Source organism: Pectobacterium aroidearum (assembly GCF_041228105.1).
GTDB classification, from domain to species: Bacteria; Pseudomonadota; Gammaproteobacteria; order Enterobacterales; family Enterobacteriaceae; genus Pectobacterium; species Pectobacterium aroidearum.
Genome location: NZ_CP166097.1, coordinates 3142292 through 3164271, shown reverse-complemented (window position 1 = coordinate 3164271; position 21980 = coordinate 3142292). Strand labels below are relative to the sequence as shown.

At 51.5% G+C, this 21980-nt stretch carries 20 protein-coding genes; 8 read left to right on the top strand and 12 right to left on the bottom strand.

Going from position 1 to position 21980, the window contains the following annotated elements; genetic code table 11:
• Position 1 precedes the first annotated feature (1 nt).
• The gene (locus AB8809_RS14425; RefSeq protein ID WP_349856411.1) at positions 2-241 is read right to left on the bottom strand and encodes a YecH family metal-binding protein; all 240 of its coding nucleotides are present in this window, start codon (positions 239-241) and stop codon (positions 2-4) included.
• Between the two features lie 224 nt (positions 242-465).
• On the opposite strand from AB8809_RS14425, the gene rsuA reads away from it, so the two are divergent.
• The 3 genes from rsuA to AB8809_RS14410 all read left to right on the top strand — a co-directional run bounded on the left by rsuA (position 466) and on the right by AB8809_RS14410 (position 3171).
• Complete coding sequence (gene rsuA, locus AB8809_RS14420) at positions 466-1161, top strand: 16S rRNA pseudouridine(516) synthase RsuA (RefSeq protein WP_015839900.1); 696 nt, start codon at positions 466-468, stop codon at positions 1159-1161.
• A gap of 40 nt (positions 1162-1201) precedes the next feature.
• Positions 1202-2392: a Bcr/CflA family multidrug efflux MFS transporter gene (locus AB8809_RS14415; protein ID WP_015839901.1), complete on the top strand. Its 1191-nt coding sequence runs from the start codon at positions 1202-1204 to the stop codon at positions 2390-2392.
• 434 nt (positions 2393-2826) lie between these two features.
• Positions 2827-3171, top strand: coding sequence for a YejG family protein (locus AB8809_RS14410; RefSeq protein WP_015839902.1), 345 nt, complete (start codon positions 2827-2829; stop codon positions 3169-3171).
• Between the two features lie 39 nt (positions 3172-3210).
• On the opposite strand, the gene yejF is transcribed toward AB8809_RS14410, so the two are convergent.
• The 8 genes from yejF to yeiP form a co-directional block, all read right to left on the bottom strand.
• Complete coding sequence (yejF, locus tag AB8809_RS14405; protein WP_181844321.1) at positions 3211-4827, bottom strand: microcin C ABC transporter ATP-binding protein YejF; 1617 nt, start codon at positions 4825-4827, stop codon at positions 3211-3213.
• 1 nt (position 4828) lies between these two features.
• Positions 4829-5854: an ABC transporter permease gene (locus AB8809_RS14400; protein ID WP_015839904.1), complete on the bottom strand. Its 1026-nt coding sequence runs from the start codon at positions 5852-5854 to the stop codon at positions 4829-4831.
• On the bottom strand, positions 5851-6948 hold the full coding sequence (locus AB8809_RS14395) for a microcin C ABC transporter permease YejB (protein WP_015839905.1): 1098 nt from the start codon (positions 6946-6948) through the stop codon (positions 5851-5853). Before AB8809_RS14395 ends, AB8809_RS14400 begins: the two co-directional genes overlap by 4 nt.
• Before the next feature lie 9 nt (positions 6949-6957).
• Positions 6958-8766: an extracellular solute-binding protein gene (locus AB8809_RS14390; RefSeq protein ID WP_349856408.1), complete on the bottom strand. Its 1809-nt coding sequence runs from the start codon at positions 8764-8766 to the stop codon at positions 6958-6960.
• A 466-nt stretch (positions 8767-9232) separates the two neighbouring features.
• Positions 9233-9817, bottom strand: coding sequence for a bifunctional murein DD-endopeptidase/murein LD-carboxypeptidase (gene mepS / locus AB8809_RS14385; RefSeq protein ID WP_015839907.1), 585 nt, complete (start codon positions 9815-9817; stop codon positions 9233-9235).
• A gap of 322 nt (positions 9818-10139) precedes the next feature.
• Positions 10140-10841: a phosphatase PAP2 family protein gene (locus AB8809_RS14380; RefSeq protein WP_015839908.1), complete on the bottom strand. Its 702-nt coding sequence runs from the start codon at positions 10839-10841 to the stop codon at positions 10140-10142.
• Between the two features lie 38 nt (positions 10842-10879).
• Entirely contained in the window at positions 10880-11866 is a 987-nt protein-coding gene (locus AB8809_RS14375; protein ID WP_349856406.1) for a GTP-binding protein, read from the bottom strand.
• A gap of 248 nt (positions 11867-12114) precedes the next feature.
• Positions 12115-12687 carry an elongation factor P-like protein YeiP gene (gene yeiP / locus AB8809_RS14370; protein ID WP_015839910.1) on the bottom strand — a complete coding sequence of 191 codons (573 nt, stop codon included), beginning with the start codon at positions 12685-12687 and terminating at the stop codon, positions 12115-12117.
• 435 nt (positions 12688-13122) lie between these two features.
• On the opposite strand from yeiP, the gene AB8809_RS14365 reads away from it, so the two are divergent.
• The gene (locus AB8809_RS14365; protein ID WP_349856404.1) at positions 13123-13377 is read left to right on the top strand and encodes a YkgJ family cysteine cluster protein; all 255 of its coding nucleotides are present in this window, start codon (positions 13123-13125) and stop codon (positions 13375-13377) included.
• A gap of 10 nt (positions 13378-13387) precedes the next feature.
• On the opposite strand, the gene setB is transcribed toward AB8809_RS14365, so the two are convergent.
• Positions 13388-14566, bottom strand: coding sequence for a sugar efflux transporter SetB (gene setB / locus AB8809_RS14360; protein WP_256541964.1), 1179 nt, complete (start codon positions 14564-14566; stop codon positions 13388-13390).
• 334 nt (positions 14567-14900) lie between these two features.
• On the opposite strand from setB, the gene fruB reads away from it, so the two are divergent.
• The 3 genes from fruB to fruA are packed head-to-tail and all read left to right on the top strand — an operon-like array spanning position 14901 to position 18679.
• The gene (fruB, locus tag AB8809_RS14355) at positions 14901-16034 is read left to right on the top strand and encodes a fused PTS fructose transporter subunit IIA/HPr protein (RefSeq protein WP_015839913.1); all 1134 of its coding nucleotides are present in this window, start codon (positions 14901-14903) and stop codon (positions 16032-16034) included.
• Positions 16031-16969, top strand: a complete 939-nt coding sequence (fruK, locus tag AB8809_RS14350; protein WP_005967280.1) for a 1-phosphofructokinase — start codon at positions 16031-16033, stop codon at positions 16967-16969. Before fruB ends, fruK begins: the two co-directional genes overlap by 4 nt.
• Before the next feature lie 18 nt (positions 16970-16987).
• On the top strand, positions 16988-18679 hold the full coding sequence (gene fruA, locus AB8809_RS14345; protein WP_015839914.1) for a PTS fructose transporter subunit IIBC: 1692 nt from the start codon (positions 16988-16990) through the stop codon (positions 18677-18679).
• Between the two features lie 184 nt (positions 18680-18863).
• On the opposite strand, the gene nfo is transcribed toward fruA, so the two are convergent.
• Positions 18864-19709 carry a deoxyribonuclease IV gene (gene nfo, locus AB8809_RS14340; RefSeq protein WP_015839915.1) on the bottom strand — a complete coding sequence of 282 codons (846 nt, stop codon included), beginning with the start codon at positions 19707-19709 and terminating at the stop codon, positions 18864-18866.
• Positions 19710-19913: 204 nt separating this feature from the next.
• On the bottom strand, positions 19914-20987 hold the full coding sequence (locus AB8809_RS14335) for a YeiH family protein (protein ID WP_349856402.1): 1074 nt from the start codon (positions 20985-20987) through the stop codon (positions 19914-19916).
• Between the two features lie 118 nt (positions 20988-21105).
• Between AB8809_RS14335 and yieE the strand changes: the two genes are divergently transcribed.
• Positions 21106-21978, top strand: coding sequence for a DNA-binding transcriptional regulator YeiE (yieE, locus tag AB8809_RS14330; RefSeq protein ID WP_015839917.1), 873 nt, complete (start codon positions 21106-21108; stop codon positions 21976-21978).
• Positions 21979-21980: the final 2 nt, after the last annotated feature.

Genomic DNA, 21980 nt, shown 5'->3' with positions numbered 1-21980 from the left:
ACTAGTGCTGACAGATTTTATTGGCGCTGGTGGTAAAGCCCGCATCCTGCGGGATAAATTTTCCGCGTTCAGACAAAAACTGTACCAGCATCGAGGCCGTCATATTTTCGGCAGAACAGGTATGAAAACGCGCCTCGTTGCCGAAGCGGGCTTCTATCGTGCTAATCAGCTGTTCGGTGGTAAATGACTCACCGGATGCGATCATCATTTGCAACACTTCATGACCGTGAATAGATGACATAGGGTTGTCCTTAAAATGTAAAAAATTGCCCTTATTATGCCTGTTGATAATACCCGGCGCGAGGGATAAGCAAAGGTCATGCAGCTTGAAGGCCTGCTAAAAAGAGCAACGTATGGACGGTGAATTGCAGGACGCGTGAACAAACCCCCGTTATACTATCCACTCACAATTTAGGGTCTCATGATTTGAGACAGGCAGTTATTTGAGATAGGTAGTGAGCTTTAATGCGATTGGACAAATTTTTATCCCAGCAGTTGGAAATTAGTCGTTCACTGGTGGCGCGTGAGCTCCACGCGCAGCGCGTTACCGTAGATGGTGAAGTGGTAAAAAGCGGTGCGTTCAAGTTATCCCCTGAACATAACGTTGAATTTGATGGTAACCCGCTGAAACAGCAGAACGGGCCGCGTTATTTCATGTTGAATAAGCCTCAGGGCTACGTCTGTTCAACGGACGATCCCGATCATCCGACTATTCTTTATTTTATGGATGTGCCGGTGGCGTACAAACTGCATGCGGCAGGCCGACTGGATATCGATACCACGGGATTGGTGCTGTTAACTGATGATGGGAAATGGTCGCATCGTATTACCTCGCCTAAGCATCAGTGTGAAAAGACCTATCTGGTAACGCTGGAGCAGCCGCTGGCTGAGGATACCGCCGCACAATTTACGGCAGGCGTGCAGTTGCATAACGAGAAGAATCTCACCAAACCCGCTACGCTTGAGAAGATAACGGATCATGTTGTTCGACTGACGATTAGCGAAGGTCGCTATCATCAGGTGAAAAGGATGTTTGCGGCGGTGGGGAATCGGGTCGTGGAACTACACCGCGAGCGTATTGGTGACATCTGGCTGGATAGCGAACTGGAACCGGGAGAATTCCGGGAATTAAGTGATGAAGAGATCGCCAGCGTAAAATAAAACGGTTCAGAACGACCTTCTTCCTAATTTGGAGTTATTAGTGCAATTACGCCGTTCTTCTCATCTCGGGCTGATCTTTATTCTTGGCCTGATTTCGATGCTAATGCCGTTAGCCATCGATATGTATTTACCTGCGTTACCGACTATTGCCAACGAGTTTGGCGTGGAGGATGGGCACGTCCAAATGACGCTCAGTACCTATGTACTGGGGTTTGCTATAGGCCAGATGTTCTACGGGCCGATGGCGGATAGTCTGGGGCGTAAACCTGTCATTCTCGGTGGTACGCTGGTTTTTGCGTTCGCAGGCGTGGCCTGTGCGCTGGCGCAAACGGTAGAGCAACTTATCTACATGCGCTTCCTGCACGGAGTTTCTGCAGCAGCAGCGGCGGTGGTGATTAATGCACTGATGCGCGATATGTTCTCGCGGGATGATTTTTCTCGCATGATGTCGTTTGTCGTGTTGGTGATGACGGTCGCACCGCTCATTGCGCCGATTGCTGGTGGCTGGCTGTTGCTGTGGTTCAGCTGGCATTCTATTTTCTGGACGATCTCTGGTGCGGCGTTTCTGGCCGCAGCGCTGATTTTCTTTTTCATCAAAGAAACCTTACCGCCTGCGAAGCGGCAGAAATTTCATCTGCGCACCACCATCGGGAATTTTGCCATCCTATTCCGCCACAAGCGGGTGTTCAGCTATATGGTGGCGAGCGGGCTGTCGTTTTGCGGCATGTTTTCCTTCCTGAGCGCCGGACCATTTGTGTATATCAACCTGTATGGTGTGTCACCTCAGAATTTTGGCTATTACTTTGCCCTGAACGTCGTCTTTCTGTTTGTGGTGACATTGTTTAACAGCCGCAATGTGCGACGGTTGGGGGCGCTGGCGATGTTCCGTGCGGGGCTGGTGATCCAGTTTGCGATGGGAATATGGCTGGTGATCGTCTGCCTGTTCGATCTCGGCTTCTTACCGCTGGTGTTTGGCGTAGCGCTGTTTGTCGGCTGTATTGCGATGGTTGCGTCGAATGCGATGGCGGTCATCCTTGATGATTTCCCCCATATGGCAGGTACGGCCTCGTCGCTAGCAGGAACGCTGCGCTTCGGTCTTGGTGCGATTGTAGGCGTTCTCCTCTCGCTGGCCTCATTCAACAGCGCTTGGCCGATGGTGTTATCGATGGCACTCTGTTCGATTGGTGCCTTTCTGCTGTATCTGTACGCGAACCGCTCGGCAGCGTCCTGATTTTCCCTTCTTCTCAGGTGTAGGAAAGGTGTTCCTGCATCTGAGTCTGTTTTCTCCTTTCTCCTTTCTCCTTTCTCCTTTCTCCTTTCTTCATTTCCTTTCTTCATTTCCTTTCTTCATTTCCTTTCTGACGACGAGCTCCTGCATGGCTTTTGTTTTGCTAATGTAAAATATTTGACCCAAAGGTGAACAAATGGGTCGAAAAGGGTTGAGATATTAAATGGAAAAGGTTACATATAGCCGGAAAAGAAGAAAAAATCGTGATCGGTTTGGCATTAATAGTGCTTGCAATCAGGCTTGTTAACCACTATTACGATATGAAAAAAGCGTGTTTGTTGTTTTTTTGTTCATGAAAAGTGGCAAGAAATGGTGTGAACACGCTACTATGATAAATATGTTACTATTTTGTGAATTATTACCTGAGGAAAACAGTAGTGGACAGTTTCCAACTTTCGGTAGTTCATCGTTTGCCGCAAAGTTATCGCTGGTTATCGGGTTTTGCAGGCGTCAATGTTGAACCGATTCCGCTGAGCGGCAGAGAAGAAGAGAATAACCTGATTGGCCTCAAGCTGTTGAGTCATGACGGCGATATTGCATGGAAAATCATGCACCAGTTACATCAGTCTCTATCTGAAATTCAGGTTGAATGCGCCGTTCTGGAATGGGAAGGCGAACCGTGCCTGTTTTTGCATCGCAATGATGAAAGTACGGCAATGTGCCGTCTGAAGAACGTTGGTGTCGCTATCGCTGAGTCCGTATCGGCACAATACCCCTTTTAAACCACAGCGTCAGAAACTGGCGCTGTGGTATTCTCTCATCTATGCCGACGGTGTTTCCGTCGAGTAAGATGAAAACTGTAGTAATTCCCGCGTGTAATGTTCAGCAGGGTGCGTGAATACCGCTTTGCATTCTCCTTGCTCAACCACTTCGCCCTGTCGTAACACAATCACCTGATGGCACAGCGAGCGGATAACCTGCAAATCATGACTGATAAACAGATAGGCGATCTTGTGCTTTTCCTGCAATGATTTCAGCAATGCCAGAATTTGTGCCTGAACCGTTCTGTCCAGCGATGATGTCGGTTCATCAAGGATCAGCAACTCCGGTTGCAGTATCAGGGCACGAGCGATAGCGATACGCTGGCGTTGGCCGCCGGAAAACTCGGAGGGATAGCGATAGCGGGTCGTAGGATCCAGCCCGACTTCCTGCATCGCTTCAACCACCCGCTGGTCGCGCGCTTCTTTGCTCAACTTATGATGAACGGTCAACCCCTCAGCAATAATTTGCTCCACGTTCAGCCGCGGGTTCAGCGCGGAGTTCGGATCCTGAAAAACAACCTGAATCCGATGGCGGAAAGGCAGCATTTGCTTACGGGTGAGCCCCTGTAAAGGCTGGCCGTCAAACCAGATATCACCGCGTGATTGAATCAGGCGCAGTAGCGCTAACCCGGTCGTGCTTTTACCTGAGCCGGATTCTCCTACCAAACCGAGACTTTCGCCGCGCCGCAAGGTGAAATTGATATCGTTCACTACCTGTTTTTCATCAACCGTACGGCGCAAAAGGCCGCGTTTGATGGGAAACGAAACGTGCAGTTTTTCCACCCGCAGGAGTGGTTCACCGTCATCTGTCACCGGAAGCGGTTCGCCTGAGGGTTCTGCATCCAGCAACTGGCGCGTATAGGGGTGCTGCGGTGCACTGAAAAGTTGCTGACAGCGATTGTGCTCCACGGCCTGACCAGCTTTCATGACCGATACGTTATCTGCTAGCTGACGGACAATATTCAGGTTGTGGGTGATGAACAGTAAACTCATTCCCAGTTCTTGTTTCAGCTCGTTCAGCAATTTCAATATTTGCGCCTGAACGGTCACGTCCAACGCCGTCGTGGGTTCATCGGCAATCAGTAAATCCGGCTGTGTCAGCAGCGCCATTGCAATCATGACGCGCTGGCGTTCCCCGCCGGAAAGCTGGTGCGGAAAATCATTCAATCGGCTTTTCGCCTGACGAATCCCTACGCGATCCAGACAGGTGATGACTTCGCTGCGGGCTGCCTCGGTGCGCATGCCCCGGTGAAGTGAAAGCACTTCAATCAGCTGTTTCTCAATGCTTTGCAAAGGATTAAGCGACACCATCGGTTCCTGAAAGATCATTGCGATCCGATTGCCGCGTATCTGGCGCAGTGTTTTTTCATCAGCATGCAGCAGCGATTGTCCTGCGAAGCGGATATCTCCATGTGGATAAATGACGGGCGGGGAAGGGAGCAAACGCAAAACCGACAGCGCAGTGACGCTCTTACCCGAGCCTGATTCACCGACCAGCGCCAGCGTCTCGCCTGCATTCACCGTCAGTGAAAGCTGGTCAACCACCCGTTGCTCCTGATCGCCTTTGCGGAAGGCAATGCTGAGATTATCTATCTGCAATAAAGGTGAACTGGACATATTAATGCGCCTTGCTAGGGTCAAAGGCGTCGCGCACCGCTTCGCCGATAAAGATGAGTAAGGAAAGCACGATAGAAAGCACCATAAACACGGTAATACCGAGCCACGGTGCCTGAAGGTTATTTTTCCCTTCCAGCAATAAGGTACCTAATGATGGCGAGCCCATCGGTAGACCAAAGCCAAGAAAGTCTAACGATGTCAGCGTGGTAATCGAGCCGCAGAGAATGAAGGGCAGATAAGTCAGCGTAGCGACCATCGCGTTTGGCAACATACAACGGAACATAATCGCGCGATCGCTGACGCCCATCGCCTGCGCGGCGCGAATATAGTCAAAGTTGCGGGTACGCAAAAATTCGGCTCGTACTACGCCAACCAGACTCATCCAGCCGAAAAGGACGGTAATGCCTAATAGCCACCAGAAATCCGGCTGAATCACGCTGGACAGCAGGATGATGAGAAATAGTGTTGGCATCCCGGACCAGACTTCGATAAAGCGTTGACCCCAGAGGTCGAGACGCCCGCCGTAGTAGCCCTGTGTCGCCCCGACGGCGATACCAATCACGCTGGACAGGATCGTGAGCGCCAGACCGAACAGCAGTGAGATACGGAAGCCATACAGTACCTGTGCGACCACGTCTTTCCCCTGGCTGTCCGTGCCCAGCCAGTTCTGCCAGTTTGGCGCAGATGGGAAGGAAGCCGTCGTGGCGTAGTTGATGGTGTCATAGCTGTAGTGAATCAGCGGCCAGATGGCCCAGCCGTGGCTGTTGATACGTTCGGCGATATAGGGATCGCGGAAGTCGGCGGTGGTATCCAACTGCCCGCCGAATGTCCTCTCGCTGTGGTCAATGAGCGCTGGCGTATAGAACTGGCCGTCATATTTCACCAGCAGCGGTTTATCATTGGCGATAAGCTCAGAAAACAGGCTGACGATAAACAGCACCATAAAAATCCACAGCGACCAGTAACCGCGGCGATTACTTTTAAAACGCGCCCAGCGCGCCTGATTAATCGGGCTTAAGCGGCTCATTGGCGTCCCTCAAAATCGATACGCGGATCCACCAGCGTATAAGTCATGTCACTGACGATATTAAGCAGTAGGCCGATCAGCGTGAAGATATACAGCGTACCGAACATGACGGGATAGTCACGTTGCAGCGTCGCGTCATAGCCCAGCAGGCCCAACCCGTTGAGAGAGAACATCACCTCAATCAGCAGCGAGCCGGTGAAAAACATACTGATAAAGGTGGCGGGGAAACCGGCGATCACCAGCAGCATGGCATTACGGAACACATGGCGGTAGAGAATACTTTTTTCATCCAGCCCTTTAGCGCGTGCGGTAACCACGTATTGCTTACGAATCTCATCCATAAACGAGTTCTTGGTGAGCATGGTGAGGGTAGCAAAACCGCCAATCACGGACGCGATAACGGGTAATGCGATGTGCCACAAATAGTCGGTAACCTTGCTGTACCACGGCAGAGTATCAAAATTGCTGGAAACCAGCCCTCGAAGCGGGAACCAATCTAGATAACTGCCGCCGGCGAACAGCACAATCAAAATGATCGCAAACAAAAACGCCGGGATCGCATAACCGATAATGATTAACGTACTGCTCCAGGTATCGAAAGGCGTACCGTTCTTCACCGCTTTCTTGATGCCAAGAGGAATAGAAATCAGGTAGACGATCAGCGTACTCCATAGTCCCAATGTGATTGATACCGGCATGCTTTCTTTAATCAGTTGCATCACCGAAGAGCCGCGAAACAGGCTGTCGCCGAAGTCAAAACGGACGTAATCCCACAGCAGTTTAAAATAGCGCTCATGGATCGGTTTATCGAAGCCATAGCGTTTGGTGATTTCCTCGATGACCTCCGGGTCGAGCCCGCGTGAGCCTCTATAAGCATTCTCGATATTGGGGGCACCGCTGGTGCCAGTGCGTGCCATCCCTGCATCCATTCCGCTATTGGCGGTATAGCCGCTGCCGTGTCCCATTTCAATTGCCGCGATGGCCTGATCCACCGGGCCACCAGGGGCAATTTGTACAATGAAAAAATTAATCGTGATAATCGCCCACAGAGTTGGAATGACCAGCAAGAGGCGGCGTAACAGATACGTTCCCATATTGATTCCTTAACGTCGCTCTGCGGGCAGCGTCGCCGCCTGTTGGGTATCGAACCACCAGCCATCAAAACCTAGCGAATAGGCCGGGCGTACAGCAGGCATGGCAAACTTGTTCCAATAGGCAAAGCGGTCATGATTGGAATACCACATCGGAATCATGAACTGATTCCAGGTCAATACCCTGTCCAGCGCGCGGCCTAATGACAGTAGTGGTGCTTTTTGCCCCTGATGCTTAACGATTTCCTCGACGAGAGAATCAATGGCGGGATCGCTGACGCCGGGTCTGTTGTAGCTTGAATTGATGTACTGCGAGCTCCAGTACATTTGCAGGTTGTCACTGGGGTAGAGGAAAGCAGGGTACACCATTGCCGTCATATCGAAATCTCGCTTACGAATACGGTTGTTGAACTGCGTGCTATCGATATTACGCACGTTCATGGTGATACCCAATTTTTTCAGGCTCTGCTGAAAAGGTAGGACATACTGCGAGTTACCTGCGCTTGGCAGCAGCAGCTCAAACGTAAACGGCTGCCCAGTTTTGCTACTAACCAGCTTCTGATCTTTCAATTCCCAACCTGCCTCTTCCAGCAGCTTGAGTGCCTTAAGCCAATTTTGTCGGTCATAGCCGCTGCCGTCGGAGGAGGGCGGTTGATAGCTAGGACCAAAGACTTCGGCGGGTACTTTGTCTTTGAGCGGCGTCAGCCAGGCCAATTCCTCAGCGGTGGGTTCGCCTTTAGCGGCATACTCGGTGTTTTGGAAATAGCTGTCTGTGCGTTGATAGGCGTTGTAATACAGCGCCTTGTTCATCCAGTTGAAGTCAAACGCCAGAGCTAACGCCTGACGTACGCGACGATCCTGGAACAGCGGCCGCTGGATATTGAATGCTAGCCAACGCGTATCTTGGGCGGATTGATTAACCTGATCCTGCTTAATGATGTAGCCACGCGCAAAGTTGCCACCCTGATATTGGGTCGCCCAGTTTTTGGGCGATCCTTCCTCTCGCAGATCGAAGGCTCCCGCTTTAAAGGCTTCCAGCGCGACGCTGTCGTCCAGATAGTAGTCGTAGCGAATTTTGTCGAAATTGTACTGACCTTTATTGACCGGCAGATCGGCACCCCAGTAGTCTTTTACGCGTGAATAGGTGACATATTGCCCCGTTCGATAGGCGGTAATGCGGTAAGGGCCACTGGCAGGTGGTGGGTACGATAGCGGCTCGCTAAATTTATGATTCTTCCAGAACTTCTCCGGCATGATAGGTAGAGTCAACAAGCTGAACATGCGGTTTTTGTCGGACACGGGAAAATCAAAACGTACGGTCAGCGGCGCAATCGCTTTGGCGGTAACGTCTTTAAAATAGATGCGGAACTGAGGCACGCCCTGTGTCATAAACATGTTATAGGTGAATGCCACGTCAGCTGCGGTGATCGGTGAGCCGTCATGAAAGCGAGCTTTGGGATTCATCTCTATTTCAATCCAGCGGAAATCCGCTGAATGGCGTGTCGTCAGCGCGACCAGCGGATAATAGCTGCCGGGTTCGTCATCAGAAGAAGTGAAAAGCGAATCGTAGAGCCGTTCCGTACGGGCTGCGGCTACGCCACGTAGTGCGAAACGGTTGAAATTATCAAAGGTACCTAGTGCGCTGAGGGTAATGCTGCCGCCCTTGGGAGCATCAGGATTGACATAGTCAAAATGGCTGAAGTTCTCGGCATATTTGGGTTCACCTAAAAGTGCAAAGCGGGTGCTGTTTTCAATCGTTTCAGCCTGCACGCCAAAATGGGCCGTGCAAAGCAATACGGCAGCGATAACGCGTTTTAACATCTGACGGTAATCTCCTGCGAACGGATGTCGTCTGGTGGGGTATCGTCTGATGCAGACGTTCCATACAGTAACATCAACAATGCCGATTTCATCGACATAAAGTTCTTGAAATAATTAACATTCCCATCGGGAAGCTGTGTGTTTTCTTTTTATCATGAAATCAGGTGATAAACCTACCTTAATCACGGCCTGTTAGTGTTTCAGGTTGTTGAGTTAGTCATATTTTGCGCAGTGCGCCGCAGAAGGGGGGAGGTGCTGCAATCTTCGAGTGAAAAGCGAGCATAAAAAAACGTAGGGAACGTTTTTCAACGTTGCGTAGCAACGGCCTGTAGGGTGATGGACAGGGATGTCCATCATAAAAAAACGCCGCTTGTTATAAGCGGCGTTGATGTCGTCTCGTTTCGTTGGCTAACAGCAAGGTTCTCTTACAAACAAAGCAATATCACAGCAAGGGCGCGGATATGGCTTAGCTGGTAGTGGTTCCTTTACTCAGAACACGGCGTCCTTCTTGATAACGCTTATTCCAGTAGTCTTCCGTCATTTTTGAAATAATGACGCCGCTGCTGGTTGACGCGTGGACGAACTGATCGTTGCCGAGATAAATGCCAACGTGGCGTCCGGTTGAACCCGCACGGAACAGAACAAGATCGCCAACGCGCAGTTTGTTGCGCTGAATTTTCTGGCCCATCTCTTGCTGTTCATAGGTTGAACGCGGTAAATCCATGCCAAACTGTTCGCGGAAAGTGCGCTGAACGAAAGCTGAGCAATCAATGCCACGGCGACTATCACCACCTAAGCGGTAACGAACACCTTTCCAACTGGCATATTGGTTGAGCAATTTGGACTTGATGTCCACATTACGAACCAATGCTTCAAATTCATCCTGAGAGGCTTGCAGTAAAAGACCATCTTTATCATTAACTGCATGCATATCAGTTTGAGCTTTATGGTTATATGCACTGTTACTTCCACATGCGGAGAGCATCATTGCTACCGCGACGGCAGGCACTGCCCGCCAGATATATCTCAGAATCGGTTGAGACTTGACCATTATTGTTATGTTCCCTTGCTGTCCTTAACGATAAATATCGCTATGTAGTATCCCCATTTCACTGGGGCATAAATGCCAAACGAAAACGAGACTCAGACTAAAACAGAGTTTCTTCTTAGCCAAACACTCATCAGCGAAAGTGTGCCGGAATGCACATTATTTCTCTTGCTGCTGTTAGTTCAGTATGCGCTAAAAAGCAAACTTGAACGAGACTACCGTAACAGCAGCAGGATTGCGAGAAGTTTTAACTATTTTATTTATAAGATTTAATGATGTATTCAGCTAAAAAATGTCGATGTAAAAAATCTGAAATCATAGAGATTTATACTGTCCGTTTTTTAGGTAATAGTCGGTCTAACAGAGCAATAGCGGCATCGCTTGCTGGCGTTAATAACCACCAGCTCAGGCCAACTAAAACAACTGAGAGCGAGCCGACGGCAATATCGGTAAACCAATGGGCGCCAATCATGATGCGAGGTAATGAGAAGATCACCATGATGACCAGGGCGATGGCGAAAGCGGTGCGGGTGAAATAGCGCAGCATAAAAGCGGCAAAGATCATCAGCATCATGCCGTGGTCGCCAGGGAAACTGTCCGATGAAGCATCTTTGGTCGGAATACCCGTTAAGTCTGAAACGCGGTTGATGTCGTTAAAATAGAGTGTCGGGCTGGCGTGTTGTACAGGTAATAAATGCCCCGCCTGATTCAGCGTCACTGCGGTGAGCAGCATGACAAAGCCGATGATCAATAAACGGCGGCGCTCTGCGGGCGTGGCTTTCAGATAAAACGACAGATACAGCAGGCCCATCGCAATGAGCGCACAGCCGTCAAAGGCGCGGTTGTTGGTAATGGCAACCAGATGTAAAAACGTCGGACTATCGACTAAGAGTCGATTGAAATAGAAAAAGATATGGCTATCAAGTGTGAACCAAAATCCATGGTTTTCGAGTAGATACCAGGATAAAAACAAACTAATGCCCAATACATTGAGCACGACAATAGAAGAAAAACGAGCAAATGACATAAGGCAAAGCATCCAAATAAAGACGAAAAAACTCCAGTTTAGTCCACGTTAGCTAAACGAGCCTTTAACAATGAGGCTTGTAACGTGTTCCATTCTGCTGGTGTTTCATTGATGATTTCGATACGGCTATCCATCGGTGCCGCCGATCGGGTTTCTATATGAAGATCGTGTCCCTGACGGTTAACGACAAGCGTCCCTTCTTTTATACGCATGACTCCTTTAACTCGGTTTACGGGAGAAAGACGAACCCAGTCCAGCAGGGCCGCAGTATCAAAAGCGGTTTCAGGGGCGAATATCCAGCCGCAGGCGTGATATCCCTGTCCCTGATTGAGAGAACGGCGCCAGGATTGCCCACCCGGTAATTGCAGCGCGGCCAGACCATTTGTGGGTTTATGCGAGTGGTGATGAGCGCCATCCGGTAGTTCTCGCAAGTTGTGTCGCGATTGATCGAGCAGTTGTCGGTCAATCTTTCCCTCACTGGCTTCGATAATTTGCCGCCCGTCGCCGCTCGCCTGCTGCCACTGCTGTAAGGCTGCGAGATCGTCGGCGTTATAAGTGTCACGCTTGTTGGCAATAATAATGTCAGCGGCGGCAAGCTGGTCACGGAAATTTTCATTTCCCGTGTAACGAGAATCGCTTAACTGACGCGCATCCAGCAGGCACAGCGTGGACTGCAATGTCAGCCAGGGCTGATAGATATCGCTTGTCAGCAATGAGAGAATTTGTTTTGGGTGGCCGAGCCCTGTGGGTTCGATGAGCAGACGGTGAGGCTTTTTCTGTTGGAGCAGCATATTCAGACCAACCTGCATAGGCAGACCGTTCACGCAGCACATGCAACCGCCGGGAATCTCTTTTAGTACTGCGCCGCTGTCTGCCAGTAGTGCGCCGTCAATGCCTACTTCGCCGAATTCATTGACCAGCACCGCCCAAACTTCGTCTTCTGGCTTTTGTGACAGAAGATGACGGATAGTGGTGGTTTTCCCACTCCCCAGAAACCCCGTAATCAAATTGACTTTCGTTAGCATGGCAGGCTCCTATGTGTGTGGAGGGTTTACGTGTGCCGGATGTATCACCCGGCGACAAGTATCGCGCTGATCGCACGAGGTTTCATCCTTGAGCTTATCCCATTAGCGCTATTTTATTTATTTGTCATTTTGAACCTGGGCAGTGCTCGAAATCCTCACGGACTACGTGTACGCTCCGGTTTCTGCGCGCTGTCCGTGTCCAAACTGACTGCATCAATAACGCTAATAACGCTTACTGGGATGGACTCTTAGTCTGCGCGGCCCATATAGCGACGTTCTGGAATATGAATACGGATTTTTTCACCCGCGCTCAGGTATTCTGGAACAGGGATGGTCAGGCCTGTGCTCATGGTGGCAGGCTTGTTGCGCGCACTGGCGGATGCACCTTTAATACCCGGAGCCGTATCCACGATTTCCAGATCTACTGTTTGTGGCAGTTCCAGCGCGATGATCTGGCCGTCCCAGCTCAAGACCTGAATTCCTGGCATACCGCCTTCAGGGATAAACAGTAGCTCTTCTTCTATTTGATCTTTTTTGAAGAGGTAAGGGGTGTAGTCCTCATCATCCATAAAGACGTATTCGTCGCCATCAATATAAGAGAAGGTGACCGTGCGGCGTGTCAGCGTGATGGTGTCGAGAATATCATCGCCTTTAAAACGCTCTTCCACTTTCAGCCCGGTACGTACATCAGAAAAACGCATTTTGTATAGCGTGCTGGCACCACGGGCGCTGGGGCTTTGGACATCGATATCCTTTACCAGCAATAACTTGTCGTTATAGTTAACGACCATACCACGTTTAATCTCGTTCGCTCTTGCCATAAAAATTACCTGCTATAAGGAGTGTGATTTTTGTGGCGACACGTTACTCGCGCCGAAGAGTTCAGGCAAGTGATACTCGTCATCCTTCAAATTTCATGTACGTTGGCTGCGCTACTCGGCACACTTACGTGTACCTCGCCCCGTTGGGGCCGCTGCAAGCAGCGTTCAAACCTGCCTCTGGCAGATTTGTCACTCACCCGAATCACTTACTTGTGTAAGCTCATCGGGATGAAATGAGAGACATCCTGTCTCTCACCGAAGGCCAGCCGTTGGCTGGTCAAATTCATTCCTGACGAATTTGTCCTTCGCTTGCCGCCTGCCTGAAATTCGAATTATTTAGAGTATAAGATGAAAGGGGGCTGATATTGGTTTTTTGCTGTGGGACTGCTATCGTGGCGCTCTCTATCTTTTGTCAGCCCACCGGAGAGTTTGCTGATGGACTGTCGCTCCCATTGCGGCGCCTGTTGTACCGCGCCATCGATTTCAACCCCCATGCCGGGGTTGCCGCACGGTAAACCCGCTAACACGCCCTGTATTCATCTAGATGACGCGATGCGCTGCGGGTTATTTCATTCACCGCTGCGGCCCGCGGTTTGTGCAGGGCTACAGCCGCGCGCAGATATGTGTTTCAGCCATCGGGACGAGGCGATGGTTTATCTGCTTAAACTGGAAGCTGACACCACGCCTTAACGTCCGGCGATCAGGCGTCCTTGATACGCCACATGCAATAGATGGAACCGGCGATCATCAGCAGCGCGAAGAAGAAGACAGCATGATAGTTCCAGATTTCAGCAACGATCCCAGCCAGTGAACCAGAGATGATCCAGCCAACGCGCGTGGTATTGGTAAATAGCGTCGTCGCTGCACCCGCCTGCCCAGGCATCAAATCCTGGAAATAAAGCATGCCGATTCCGGCCAGAATACCAATGAAAATGGCATTTAGCGCCTGTAACACCAGAAGGGCTATTTCCCCGTCGAGAACCAGCAAGCCGCCGAAAAACAGTAGCCCGGAGGCAACGGCAAGCCGCATCAGGAAACGTTTCCCAAAGCGTTTAGCGACGTAACCGGCAATCAGCATGACCGGAATTTCCAGCCCGGCAGCCACACCCATCATGATACCGGCCAGCTTTTCCGGTAGATGCAGTTCATGCACCAGATACAGCGGCATATTAATGAGGTAAATACCGTTGCAGGTCCACATCAAGGTACAGGCAACGAACAGCAAGAGCGTGTCCCGGCGATTGCGACGTGGTGATTCCAGCGTAGAGGTGGTCTTTTCCACGGCTTTGGGCATGGAAGGTAAGAAGAGTTTGACCAGAATACCGCACAGGATAAAGACGGCCGCAGCGGTCAGATACATTGTTGTGAAGCCGAAGCCCAGCGCCAGTGCAAAAGCGATAGGGGGGCCAACAACCCAGGCGAGAGAAATCTGGGCGCGGAGGATGGAGCTGAACATTGCCGCTTCTCGGCCGGTTTTATCCGCGTGCTCCCGCGCCAGCGCAAAAAGCTGCGGGTTCGCGGTTGAGCCAAAGCTGCTCAGCAGAACACCGATAAAAAGCAGAATAAAGTAGTTACGATTCCATGCAAACAGCATGCAGGCCAGTGCGCCCAGCAGGCAGCAGACGAAGATCAGAGATTTGCGATCGCCTTGACGGTCCGAGCGCGTGGCCAACATTTGGCTGACGACAATGCCAATAACTGCACTTCCGGTATAAAACATCCCCACCAGGAAAGGGCGAGCTTGTACTTCGCTGGAAAGAAAGAGGCTGAGCGTAGGAAGTTGCAGGGCGCCGGCCGTTCCGGTCAGAAAGGCAATAACCAGGAATGCTGACGATGTCAGGTCAAGCGGGCGTCGTGTTGTGTTTGCTGGAGTGAACATAAATTGATAGCGCTTGGAAAATAGGCAGAGGCTGTCGAGCGCGACATAGTACTCGGGTTTATTCTGAAACAGAAATCATGTTTCATTATTTTTCGTCAGCACAGCTTCAGCCATTTACGGATTTTTGTTGGCGGGCAGCGCATCATCCACGTTAAAATGTGCGTGATGTCAAAATTCTGTTACGTCAGCAGCGTAGAAAGCTTGCATAAATGACGTAATAGAATGAGACTTTTGAAACGTTTCAGCGGAATTTTTTTTGAAACGCCCTAACAATCGACACATTTTTTTCTCATAAAAGCTGAAACGATTCAACTTTCAGCAAGAGAGGAGAGCCATGTTCCAGTTGTCACAGCAAGATATTCATTTGGGCGCAGCGGCCAGTAATAAGCAGGAAGCCATCCAGCTTGTTGCTTCAGCACTGACCGAGGCCGGGTGCGTTAACGCAGGGTATGTCGACGGCATGCTACAGCGCGAACAGCAGACATCCACCTATTTGGGAAGCGGCATTGCTATCCCTCACGGCACCACCGATACCCGCGATCTGGTATTGAAGACCGGGGTTCAAGTATTCCAGTTTCCTCAGGGTATCGCCTGGGGTGAAGATCAAACCGCCTATGTGGTGTTAGGGATTGCAGCCCGTTCTGATGAACACCTTGCGCTGCTGCGTCAGCTGACTCACGTCCTGAGCGACGATCGCGTAGCGGCACGTTTGGCAAGCACCACATCAGCAGAAGAACTGCGTAGCCTGCTTATGGGCGAGCAACAGCTGGCAGAATTCCGCTTTGATACCTCGCTGATTGCGCTGGACGTGGCGACCGATAACCTGCTGACACTTCAGGCGCTGAATGCCGGTCGTCTTCAGCAGGTCGGTGCAGCAGACGCCAGCTTCGTCAGCACCGCTGTCAGCAACAAGCCGCTGAATCTGGGACAAGGTGTATGGTTCAGCGATAGCGCTGTCGGTAACCTCAGCAGCGCGGCGGCAGTCGCTCGTCCTGCGACGCCTTTCAGCGTTGACGGTGAAAACGTGGCGTTACTGGTAACGGTAGCTGCGGCTGACGATCAGGCTTTTGCGCCGATCGATTACCTGAGCAATCTGCTGATTGCACAAAAAGCAGAACGTCTGCTGACGGCTGATGCACCGACGCTGCTGGCTCTCTTGACCAGCGATGTACCGGAAGAAAGCGAAGTGCTGACGGCGGAATTTACCATTCGTAACGAACACGGCCTGCACGCGCGTCCGGGCACCATGCTGGTGAATGTGATCAAACAGTTCACCAGTGAGATTACGGTGACCAATCTGGATGGCACAGGCAAACCGGCAAATGGCCGCAGCCTGATGAAAGTCGTCGCGCTGGGCGTGAAAAAAGGTCACAAACTGCGCTTCACTGCCAGCGGTAGCGATGCAGAACAAGCACTGGCTGCTATTGGCGACGCAATTACGTCCGGTTTGGGCGAGGGGGCAGCATGAGCAGGAGAGTAGCCACAATCACCCTGAATCCAGCTTATGATCTGGTTGGCTATTGCCCGGAAGTTGAGAAAGGCGAAGTCAATCTGGTTCAGACAGCAGGTCTGCACGCCGCCGGTAAAGGCATTAACGTTGCCAAGGTGCTGAAAGATCTCGGGATTGATGTCACGGTAGGTGGCTTTCTGGGCAAAGACAATCAGGATGGTTTTCAGCAACTGTTCAGCGAGCTGGGTATTGCTAACCGTTTCCAGGTTGTGCCAGGACGTACGCGCATTAACGTCAAATTAACCGAAAAAGATGGCGACGTAACCGACTTCAACTTTTCCGGTTTTGAAGTGACACAGCAAGACTGGCAGCGTTTCGTTAATGATTCGCTGAGCTGGCTGGGGCAGTTCGACATGGTCGCGGTAAGCGGCAGCCTGCCTGCTGGCGTCGATCCTGATGCGTTTACCGACTGGATGTCTCGTCTGCGTACGCAGTGTCCTTGCATTATTTTCGACAGCAGCCGTGAAGCGCTGGTGGCGGGACTGAAAGCCTCTCCCTGGTTGGTGAAACCGAACCGCCGGGAGCTGGAGATATGGGCTGGGCGTAAATTACCTACGCTGGCTGATGTGGTGGATGCTGCCCACGCGCTGCGTGAACAGGGTATCGCGCATGTTGTGATCTCACTGGGTGCGGAAGGCGCACTGTGGGTGAATGCATCCGGTGCGTGGCTGGCGAAACCACCAGCTTGTGATGTGGTAAGTACGGTAGGTGCGGGCGACTCCATGGTTGGGGGGTTGATTTATGGCTTATTAATGCGTGAGTCCAGTGAGCACACTCTGCGTTTGGCGACGGCCGTTTCAGCGCTGGCTGTGAGCCAAAGTAATGTTGGTATTACCGATCGTCCTCAGTTGGCCGCGATGATGGCGCGTGTCGACCTGAAACCCTTTAACTGATACAGCAGGAGATAAACAATGAAAACGCTGCTGATTTTGGATAAATCACTGGGCCTGGCGAGAAGCCAACTGGTGAAGAACCTACTCGGCGCTGCCGCTGCGAAAGCAGGGGTGACGTTTACAGAACAGGCTAACGACGCAGAACTGGCGATCGTTCTGGGTGCATCCGCTGCGGCGGACAGCGCGCTGAATGGCAAACAGGTTTATGTCGGTGACATTGAACTGGCTGTTTCACAACCGGAAGCCTTTTTGGCGAAAGCACAGGCTGAAGCAACGGTATATCAGGCTGCCGCGTCAGCTTCCGTTCAGCAACCCGCTGCTGCCAAGCGCATTGTTGCCGTAACGGCGTGTCCGACGGGAGTCGCGCACACGTTTATGGCAGCAGAAGCGATTGAAAGCGAAGCGAAAAAACGTGGCTGGTGGGTTAAGGTAGAAACGCGCGGATCCGTTGGTGCGGGCAACGCGATTACCCCAGAAGAAGTGGAACAGGCCGATCTGGTAATCGTCGCTGCGGATATTGAAGTCGATCTGGCGAAGTTTGCTGGTAAGAAGATGTACCGCACCTCAACAGGGCTGGCACTGAAGAAGACGGCGCAGGAGTTGGATAAAGCGCAGGCTGAAGCGAAAGTGTATCAGCCATCCGGACAAACCAGTGCGGCAAGCACGAGCGAGTCTGCGCAGAAAGGCGGGGCTGGCCCGTATCGTCACCTGCTGACCGGCGTATCCTACATGCTGCCGATGGTGGTAGCGGGTGGTCTGTGTATCGCCCTGTCGTTTGTCTTTGGTATTGAAGCCTTTAAACAAGAAGGTACGTTGGCTGCGGCACTGATGAAGATCGGTGGCGGTTCTGCCTTCGCGCTGATGGTGCCAGTGCTGGCAGGCTATATCGCTTTCTCCATTGCGGATCGTCCGGGTTTAACGCCGGGTCTGGTTGGCGGGATGTTAGCCGTGAGTACCGGTGCGGGCTTCCTCGGTGGGATTATCGCAGGTTTCCTGGCAGGTTATATCGCCAAAGCGATCAACAATAAGCTGATTCTGCCGCAAAGTCTGACTGCGCTAAAACCGATTCTGATCATTCCGTTGTTTGCCACGCTGATCACCGGTCTTATCATGATTTACGTTGTCGGTACGCCGGTGGCGAAAATCCTGACTGGCCTGACAGGCTGGCTGCAATCCATGGGCACGGCAAATGCGGTGATTCTGGGTGCAATTCTGGGTGCCATGATGTGTACGGATATGGGCGGCCCGGTTAACAAGGTGGCTTACGTCTTCGGCACGACCTTGCTCAGTAGCCAGATTTATGCCCCGATGGCAGCGGTGATGGCAGCAGGTATGGTGCCTCCACTGGCAATGGGGCTGGCGACCGTGCTGGCAAGTAAGAAATTCAACCCGACCGAGCGTGAAGGGGGTAAAGCGGCGTTTGTACTGGGCCTGTGCTTTATTTCCGAAGGGGCGATTCCTTACGCCGCGCGTGATCCAATGCGTGTTCTGCCTTGCTGTATTATCGGTGGTGCGCTGACCGGTGCGCTGTCGATGGCGGTAGGCGCTAAGCTGATGGCTCCACACGGTGGTCTGTTCGTACTGCTGATTCCAGGTGCGATTACCCCGGTTATCGGCTACCTGTTAGCGATCATTGCGGGAACCGTTGTGGCTGGCGTGCTGTATGCGTTGCTGAAACGCTCTGATGAACAACTGGCGAAAATCGCGTAAGTCTGACTTTTACGATGCAGGAAACGGCGTCATGAATAAAAAGTAATGCCATAACACAAGGATGTGGATGAGATAGCGCCAGTTGGTATTCATCAACTGGCGCTTTTTTATGGCGTGTCATCTCTGGCCGCCACCCTTACGGGCCGTTGCTGATGCAACGTTAAAAATTTCTCCCGGAAATTTTTTAGCATTGGGCTTCGGACTTGAGCCAGGCGATTTCGTCAGCCCAGATATCGGGGTTGATTGTCTCCAGAATCATTGGGATCCCATCAAAACGGGCATCTTTCATGATGTAGCTGAAGGCCGTTTTGCCGATATTGCCTTCTCCCAGGCTATGGTGTCGGTCAACGCGACTGGCGAATGCGCTTTTCGCGTCATTCAAATGCATTCCTCGCAGATAGCGAAACCCAACGATGCGATCAAATTCTGCAAAGGTCGCTTCGCAATCCGCTTCCGTTCTTAGGTCGTAGCCGCCAGCGAAGGCATGACAGGTATCGATACAGACGCCAACACGGCTTTTATCTTCTACACCGTCAATGATGGCCGCCAGATGCTCAAAACGGAATCCGAGATTACTGCCTTGTCCGGCGGTATTTTCAATCACGGCGGTGACCCCGTCCGTTTCCGCCAGCGCGATGTTGATGGACTCCGCAATACGGGCCAGACAGTCTGCTTCTTCGATCTGTTTCAGATGGCTACCGGGGTGAAAATTCAGCAGGCTGAGCCCAAGTTGCTGACAGCGGGCCATTTCATCAATAAACGCGATACGTGATTTCTCTAACGCCTCGGCGTCCGGGTGTCCCAGATTAATCAGGTAACTGTCGTGGGGAAGAATTTGTGCTGACGTATAGGCATACTGTTCACAGGCGGCTTTAAAACGGTCGATGACCTCGGTGCTGAGCGGCGCAGCCTGCCATTGGCGCTGGTTCTTGGTAAACAACGCGAAAGCCGTCGCCTTTATCTCATGAGCGCGAATCACGGCCTGATCGACCCCGCCAGATGCGCTAACGTGTGCCCCGATGTATTTCATGTTGGTCTCCTCTGGTTTCGAGGACATTATGACATCGCCATGCATACCCGTCATACTTCAAGTTGCATGTGCGTTGGCTGCGTTCACTCACCCGAATCACTTACTTAAGTAAGCTCATCGGGATTCGTTCTCTTGCCGCCTTCCTGAAACTCGAATTATTTAGGGTATAGGTTAATCAGACGTTAACAGGTAAATAATTTATCGTTAGCCGAATAAATGCTCGAAGAACAGATTGATTCCTGCACCGCCAACCACCAGCCAGATAAATAAAACGAGAGCCAGCAGTAGCGGTTTTGCGCCTGCCTGACGAATGGCGCTGAATCGGGTTGTGAGCCCCAGCGCAACCATCGCCATGGTCAGCAGCACATTATCAAGCTGAACCAACTGCGTGACGACGGCGGGGGAAAGGAGCGGGAAAGAGTTAAAGGCGGCCACGGCGATAAAACCCAGCGCAAACCATGGGAACATCAGTGGAATGGCGTTTTGTGTATCACTTTTTTGCGTCGCTTTTTTTAGGTAGAACCCAAGAATGATAAGGAAAGGCGCTAACATCATCACGCGTAGCATTTTGCTGATGACGGCGATATTTTCCGTAGCGCCATCGACGGCATGTCCGGCGGCAACGACCTGAGCGACCTCATGTATCGTTGAGCCAAAGTACAGGCCGGCGATCTGTGGCGTGACCTCAATCCAGTGATATTCGAGATTGAGCTGATAGAGCCACGGATACAAAAACATGGCCGTCGTACCGAAAATCACCACGGTGGAAACGGCGACGGCAATGGCATTGCTGGACGCTTTGACAACGGGTGCGGTTGCCATGATCGCCGCCGCGCCGCAGATACTGCTGCCAGCACCGATGAGTATCACGGTTTCATTGTCGAGCTTCAGCCAGCGTTTACCCATCCAGCAGGCGAGCAAAAACGTCAGCGTGACCACGGTAAGATCGACGGCGACGCCAGTCACGCCAACGGCGGTAATCTGCTGAAAGCTGAGACGAAAGCCATAAAGTATGATGCCCCAGCGCAGTAAATGCTGTTTGGCCCACTGCACGCCAGAGTCGCACAGCGGATGCAGCCGTGGATAAACACTATTTCCCAGCACGATCCCAATAAGGATCGCTAATGTCAGAGAACCGGGTCCCCAGTGGGCGATTTTCGGAATATTTGCCAGCCAGAGGAGTGAAAAAGTTATTAAACTTACTAACAGCAGACCGGGTAATCGCGCTTTTGCTCCATTGGGTGGAACCATCGCTTGTAACGTTGCAGGAAGAGCCATGGGTTTGGTGCCTATTCTGACCGTACCGAATTGAGAAGCCAGCTTATAATCCACGAGATTAAAAGAGAAATTGATTATATATTTATAACCTATAGGTATTTCAGATAAAGAGCGCACTATGCATATCACGTTACGTCAACTGGAAGTCTTTGCCGAAGTCCTGAAAAGTGGTTCAACGACACAAGCCTCCGTTGTGCTTGCCCTGTCTCAATCGGCTGTTAGCGCCGCGCTGGCGGATTTAGAAGGGCAGTTGGGTGTTCAACTTTTCGATCGTGTGGGTAAACGTCTGGTGGTCAATGAGCATGGTCGCCTGCTGTATCCGAAAGCGTTGGCATTACTTGAACAGTCGATGGAAATTGAGCAGCTCTTCCGGCGTGACAATGGAGCACTGCGTATTTATGCCAGTAGTACCATCGGCAACTATCTATTACCTGCGATGATTGCCCGCTATCGCCATGATTACCCTGAGATCCCACTGGAATTGCATGTCGGCAATACCAAAGATGTGATTACCCGCGTGTCTGAATTCAGCGTCGATTTGGGTTTGATCGAAGGACCTTGCCATCATCCTGATTTGATTACGCAACCCTGGTTGGAAGATGAACTGGTAGTCTTTTGCTCTCCGGAGCATCCGCTCAGTCGGGGCTCGGTATCATTAACCGCGCTGGCTGATGCGCACTGGATCCTGCGCGAGCGTGGATCAGGTACGCGTGAAGTGTTGGATCATCTGCTGCTGACGCACCTGTCGCATTTCCATCTGGTTATGGAATTAGGGAATTCTGAGGCGATTAAACATGCGGTTCGCCACGGGATTGGCATCAGTTGCCTGTCGCGACATGTCATTGCCGAACAGTTGGCGTCAGGCTCGCTGGTAGAGTTGAAGGTGCCATTGCCTAAACTTACGCGGACGCTGTATCTGGTACATCACCGACAGAAACATCTTTCAAATGTGCTGCAGCGTTTCCTGAGTTATTGCTGCGAAACACCATAGCG

Coding starts and splice junctions, on each gene's coding strand:
- AB8809_RS14425 (WP_349856411.1), bottom strand. CDS start 241: ATGTCATCTATTCACGGTCATGAAGTGTTGCAAATGATGATCGCATCC.
- rsuA (WP_015839900.1), top strand. CDS start 466: ATGCGATTGGACAAATTTTTATCCCAGCAGTTGGAAATTAGTCGTTCA.
- yejF (WP_181844321.1), bottom strand. CDS start 4,827: ATGTCCAGTTCACCTTTATTGCAGATAGATAATCTCAGCATTGCCTTC.
- AB8809_RS14400 (WP_015839904.1), bottom strand. CDS start 5,854: ATGAGCCGCTTAAGCCCGATTAATCAGGCGCGCTGGGCGCGTTTTAAA.
- AB8809_RS14395 (WP_015839905.1), bottom strand. CDS start 6,948: ATGGGAACGTATCTGTTACGCCGCCTCTTGCTGGTCATTCCAACTCTG.
- AB8809_RS14390 (WP_349856408.1), bottom strand. CDS start 8,766: ATGTTAAAACGCGTTATCGCTGCCGTATTGCTTTGCACGGCCCATTTT.
- mepS (WP_015839907.1), bottom strand. CDS start 9,817: ATGGTCAAGTCTCAACCGATTCTGAGATATATCTGGCGGGCAGTGCCT.
- AB8809_RS14380 (WP_015839908.1), bottom strand. CDS start 10,841: ATGTCATTTGCTCGTTTTTCTTCTATTGTCGTGCTCAATGTATTGGGC.
- AB8809_RS14375 (WP_349856406.1), bottom strand. CDS start 11,866: ATGCTAACGAAAGTCAATTTGATTACGGGGTTTCTGGGGAGTGGGAAA.
- yeiP (WP_015839910.1), bottom strand. CDS start 12,687: ATGGCAAGAGCGAACGAGATTAAACGTGGTATGGTCGTTAACTATAAC.
- AB8809_RS14365 (WP_349856404.1), top strand. CDS start 13,123: ATGGACTGTCGCTCCCATTGCGGCGCCTGTTGTACCGCGCCATCGATT.
- setB (WP_256541964.1), bottom strand. CDS start 14,566: ATGTTCACTCCAGCAAACACAACACGACGCCCGCTTGACCTGACATCG.
- fruB (WP_015839913.1), top strand. CDS start 14,901: ATGTTCCAGTTGTCACAGCAAGATATTCATTTGGGCGCAGCGGCCAGT.
- fruK (WP_005967280.1), top strand. CDS start 16,031: ATGAGCAGGAGAGTAGCCACAATCACCCTGAATCCAGCTTATGATCTG.
- fruA (WP_015839914.1), top strand. CDS start 16,988: ATGAAAACGCTGCTGATTTTGGATAAATCACTGGGCCTGGCGAGAAGC.
- nfo (WP_015839915.1), bottom strand. CDS start 19,709: ATGAAATACATCGGGGCACACGTTAGCGCATCTGGCGGGGTCGATCAG.
- AB8809_RS14335 (WP_349856402.1), bottom strand. CDS start 20,987: ATGGCTCTTCCTGCAACGTTACAAGCGATGGTTCCACCCAATGGAGCA.
- yieE (WP_015839917.1), top strand. CDS start 21,106: ATGCATATCACGTTACGTCAACTGGAAGTCTTTGCCGAAGTCCTGAAA.